Origin of the sequence: Bilophila wadsworthia ATCC 49260 (genome assembly GCF_000701705.1) — a bacterium.
In the GTDB taxonomy this organism is placed as follows: domain Bacteria; phylum Desulfobacterota; class Desulfovibrionia; order Desulfovibrionales; family Desulfovibrionaceae; genus Bilophila; species Bilophila wadsworthia.
In genome coordinates, this window is sequence record NZ_JNJP01000150.1 from 1 (window position 1) to 4,962 (window position 4,962).

The following is a 4,962-nucleotide window of genomic DNA, read 5'->3' on the forward strand; positions in this document are numbered from 1 at the left end:
GTCCGAGCCAAACAGACTGGCGTCGACAACATTGGTGTAGACGGAAGGATGTGTTTTCTTCCCGCCGCCGAACAAAGACGATGCCAGCCCGCCAAGAGCCGCGCCGATGACCGTGCCAACCACAGGCACCGCGCTGCCGAGCGTCGCGCCAAGGGCCGTACCGGACAACGCGGCGCTGGCGCCCCATGCGCCAAGCCCCGCTCCAAGGCCGCTGGTAATGCCGCTGTACTTGTTCTGGGGAAGCCCCAACGCCCCGCCGAGCAGAGAATACCCGAGCGAACCGAGGCCCCCGTACATGAGCGCGGAACCGAGGGAAAGGCCACTGGCGAGATTGCCGCCGCCCATAGTTGGGCCATACAAGCCGGAAATGCCGGGGGCCGTACCGGGAAGCTCGTAACTCAAGAAACTGGAAACCCCCGATGTCCACGAATCGGGCAAAAGGCTGGAGAACGGCAAATTACCGAGCCCTATTCCACCGGAGCCACCATTGCCCCCCGCCGCATACGCCACGCCGCCCGTGCCGAGCATACCGGACACCACGCCCGCAATCTGAACCGTGATGGGCCGGGTGATCGCCATATGCATCAAATCCGCAAGGAACGACGCGAACACGGAACGGAACGAAGACAGGGACACCTTGCCAGTCTCGATCATCTGCTCCCATGCCGATTTCCAGCCGGAATCCATGCCGGAGAACAGGCCACGGAAAGCGTCGTTCATTGACTTGGCCTGATTCGAGGCCTCGACATGATAGTCGCGCAAGGCCACCTGTGCGCCGTCCATCGCCTCGCGGCTGGCACGCTGGATCTGGTCACGCTTCCATTCTTCAAGGCGTACCAGCTCCTCGGCGGCGTTCTCTCCGGCTTCTATGGCCTTCCGGTACTCTTCCGCCTGCTTCGAGATGGATTTTGACACGGCTTCAGACGACAGGCCCACCATGTCGGCATATCGCTTCTCGAAGTCGAGACGGAGATCGGCATATTTTTTATCCTGTTCGCCGCGCTTGGCTTCCACCTCAGCCAGCTTCTGAGTCGTCTTTGCGGCGTCCTCACGAAACTTGAGGCCCTTCCACTCTTCCGCCTGCGCAACGGTGAGTTTCTTGGTGGCCACCATGCGGGCGGCATCGGCTTCAATGGCAATTTGAGTTTGCTTGGATTGCTCCCGGATTTTCTCCGCCATCTGGTCAAAGGACTTGGCGGCAGGGATATTCGCGGCCTCCAACGCCTCTACGGATTTCCGCAGCTCATCAAGATTGATGCCGGATACGGCGGCACGCTTGGCGGCTGTTTCAGCGGACTTTGTTCCTTTCTTGTTGATGGATTCAAGCTGCCGTTGATATTCTGCGGTAATCTTCAGCCGTTCTTGTTCAAGACCGGAAACGTCCTGCCCTTGCTTTTTGTAAACGGTAATCTGTGCATTCAGAGCTTTGAGCGTATTGTTGTAGTCTTCCTGAAGAGCAGACTTTTTTCCCTCAGTACTATTCTTAAGAAAATTCTTTGTCGCTGCCGAGCCATCGGCAATGATTTTTGTCTCTTCTTCCTGAAGCTGTTTAGAGTGTTTGTTATGTGCCTCCCACGCTTTTTCAAGCCCCATACGCGCCTTGATCTGTTCTTCTGTATAAAATTTGATCTTTTGTACTGTCACCGCCCCTGATGCAATACTCACATCGGTGACTTGCTTTTCTCCCTGTTTGATGACGCCATCTTCCTCCAAGCTCTTGATGGCAGCTTCACGGCGTGCGGCCTTCATCATTGCTTGGTTTCTATTTTCTAATGCTCCGGTGATGGCATTGATGGCAGCGATGATGCCTTTATTGTCCATCACCGTGGCTTTGAACAAATTCCATTCCGTGCTCAGGCGGTTTACCGCCCCCTGTGCACCTTGTGAGGCCTGTTCCGCCGCTGGCCCGAACTCATCCTTCAGAACGGCGGCTAGCTTGGGAAGCATATCTTCCGCAGTGACCTGCCCTTTCTTGAGCATATCGTCGAGCTGTGCGGTGGTGACGCCCATTGCCCTGGCCGCAAGATTGAAAGCACCGGGAAGGCGTTCACCCAACTGCCCGCGCAGTTCTTCCGCCTGTACCTTCCCTTTGCTGATCATCTGCCCCAACGCGAGGAATACGCCGTCCATCTGTTCTGTGCTCAGGGACAAAGCAGCGCCGGCTTGGGATACGCCTTCAAAAATGCCGTTCAGATCTTTTTGGAGCGCACTCCCCTTCCCTGCGGCAAAGAACCCCTTGGCCGCTTCTGCTGTCGACTGGAATTCGAGCCCGAGCTTGTTGCTGATCTCATAGATGTAATCGAGTTGGGAGACGGCCCCTGAGGTGGAGCCTTCAATGGTGGTGTATGATTTGACTAGCCTGTCCATTTGCAGCGAGGCGTCAAAACAAGCTTTTCCGGCATAAATCGCCGCCGCGCCGATGGCCATGACCGGAACGGCGGCGGCCTTCGCGCCGCTCCAAAGCGTAGACATAGCCCCGGATGTATCGCCCAACTGCACCCGCAATTTAGCAAGCTCAAGCGTGGATAGCCCGGCGTTCTTCTGCAAATACTCGAAAGCCCGGTTCGCGGTAGCGGCGGCCTGAGACTTGAGCATGGAATTGGTCAGGCCTTCAAGCTGCTTTGAGCTGACCCCGGCGGCCTTGGCAATCTCTTCCAGCCCTGAAACTTGCCCCTTGAATGCACCGGCAGACAAGGCCGCCTGCGCCGTCTTCAGTTCCCGCGTCAGCTTGTTGATGCCCCCAGTGAGATCCGCCTTGGAAACCGCGTTGCCAATACTTTTCGCAATCGCATCACCCTGCGCCTGCGCCATTTTTTTGGCGTGGTTCAAGTCGGTTGCAAACGTGGAGTAATCACCACGGATCGCTATGTAAATGCCGGGCGTTTTTCTTGCCATGCCTCACTTCCTGTCTAATGCAGCATGACGATTCTCGCGGATGGAAGTTGACTTTATTGAAGAGCTATGGTGTGGAAAATTGAGGAGGGTGACCATCATGAAAACATTTGATCAGTGTCCTATCTGTAGAAAAAAATTTGGGAAACTATTTGGAGCTCAACAAACTCCAGAAGATTTAATAGAGAAGCTTAGGCAAAAAGATAGCTATACAGAAGGTATGTGCTTCGATTGCGCAAGAGCTGTTTTCATGAATGAAAAACAGGAAAATAATAAAAAATACAATGAACTAAAGGCAAAAATAGAAAGAGAAATTTCTTATCTTGCTCGAAGAATTGTGGTTTGTACAACCAATGTTCCCGAAAAGTATTCTTCTGGTATCAAGGGACTTGTTACAGGGTATTCCGTTATTGGAACAGGGCCACTTTCAGATTTTACGTCTTCAATAACCGATCTTTTTGGCATAGAATCAAATAGCTATAGAGATAAAATCAAGTTAGCAGAACAGAGTGCTATTGACTCAGCAAAGGTAGATGCCATTCGCTTGGGTGGAAATAGCATATATGCAAGTTGCATCAATGTTACAGAAGCAAGTTCAGGGCATGGGATGATCATGGTAGCATTCTCAGGCACAGCAATATATATTCCGAACGGTGATGAAGAGTTCGATAACTTCATCAAAGAAATCAATGAACTCGATTCTCTCAAGAGTATACTCTGATTATCCATCTTCATGGAACAAGCCACAAAACATGAAATCCTGTGGATGGCCGAAACCGTCCGCAAGCTCCACTAAACAAACCGGGCCGGGACCCCACATCCCGGCCCTTTCCATCCGCAAAAATCGCTATGCCGTTGTCAATGAACCGCTCACCGCGTGGATGCGGAAGCCTGTTGCGTTTTTTCAGCTTGTTTCGCTGCGTTGCGGCGGATGACCGTTTCCACGGCCTGCACCTTCCGCCACATGCCGGGCGTCAGATCGATGCCGAAAGCTTCCGCCACCAGCGCCAGCGCGTTGTAGTCGAACCCCACAGGGCCGCCCATGCCTGACATGCGGAGTTGGGTAGCGCCCGCCTGGAGCAGTTCCCATGCGGCGGCGTTGTCGGGCATGAGATCCGGGCAACGCCCCTCGCACTCTTCACAATCCAGATCGTCGCGGTTCCGGGAGGCCTTCCGGCAGGTGGCGCAGTATTCCGCACCCTCACCGGAAAGCCACTCCCAGACCGCCGCTAGTTTTTTTCTTCTTCCGCCACGCCGAAGGTTTCGTTCACAATGGCCTTGTGCAGGGCGAGGATGTCGGGGAAGGGCAATTCGTCAGTGGTGGCCGCGTCGAACCCGGCGACGGCGAACACCGCGTCCATGCCCTCGGAAATCGAATACCCGCCGCCCATGAGGTCGAAGCCCTGCGCCTTGAGCGCCTTGATGTCCTTGCCTTTGAGCGGGTTCACGATGAAGTCCTGACCGGAAAGAGTAACGGTACGCATGATGTTTTCCTTTTGAGTTTGCTGGTTAATAGGATTCCACGTCATTGACGAGGGTAACGACGACAGAGGCGTTGTCCGCGTTGTCGTTGAAGTACGCCGAAAAACTCTGATCCATCTTGATCCCCGTGGGGCCGTCCACGGTCGGGCCGTCATAACTGAGCTGCACTTCCGGGACGCTGAACGTCAGCTTGTTGCCATCATCGATGGCGAACGACAGATCAAGGCTGAGTTCCTCGCTGTTCTTGGCCTTCATGAGCAGGGTCTTGTCCGTGATGAACACGGTGAGGCTGCCGGTAACCGCCATGACGCCCTGAGGCAGATCATAGACCCGCCCCTTATCGCCGAGCTTGCGGATGCTCGAATCCAGCCCGAAATCAATATTGAGGCTGCAATCAGTAACCACGCCGATCTCCGCGCCGCCGCTCAACAGGGAACCCTGAAAATTGTTGAACCGCTTCATGGCCACGGACGGAGCACCGGCGTTGTAGTCGGCATCCACATAATCGGCATCGCGCCCGAGCATGTTGACCGTGGCGGTCAATTCCCCGTCGCCGCCCGCCTGCATAGCCAGAGACGACACCTTGCA

General features: G+C 54.8%; 5 protein-coding genes. 1 reads left to right on the top strand and 4 read right to left on the bottom strand.

The genetic code is table 11. The annotated features are described in order from the left end of the window. The coding region (locus tag T370_RS23950) for a tape measure protein (RefSeq protein ID WP_051643936.1) at nt 1-2,895 on the bottom strand (2,895 nt) is incomplete at its 3' end. A 97-nt stretch (nt 2,896-2,992) separates the two neighbouring features. On the opposite strand from T370_RS23950, the gene T370_RS24670 reads away from it, so the two are divergent. After that, on the top strand, nt 2,993-3,613 hold the full coding sequence (locus T370_RS24670) for a heavy metal-binding domain-containing protein (RefSeq protein ID WP_162177154.1): 621 nt from the start codon (nt 2,993-2,995) through the stop codon (nt 3,611-3,613). Nucleotides 3,614-3,762: 149 nt separating this feature from the next. Here the strand turns inward: T370_RS24670 and T370_RS25435 are convergent, their stop codons facing one another. The 3 genes from T370_RS25435 to T370_RS25440 form a co-directional block, all read right to left on the bottom strand. Further along, the gene (locus T370_RS25435) at nt 3,763-4,002 is read right to left on the bottom strand and encodes a DUF1799 domain-containing protein (protein ID WP_029436933.1); all 240 of its coding nucleotides are present in this window, start codon (nt 4,000-4,002) and stop codon (nt 3,763-3,765) included. A 119-nt stretch (nt 4,003-4,121) separates the two neighbouring features. Beyond that, nucleotides 4,122-4,376, bottom strand: a complete 255-nt coding sequence (locus tag T370_RS0121240) for a hypothetical protein (RefSeq protein WP_029436934.1) — start codon at nt 4,374-4,376, stop codon at nt 4,122-4,124. 25 nt (nt 4,377-4,401) lie between these two features. Further along, nucleotides 4,402-4,962, bottom strand: a 561-nt coding sequence (locus T370_RS25440) for a phage tail tube protein (protein ID WP_029436935.1), incomplete at its 5' end; no start/stop codon positions are given.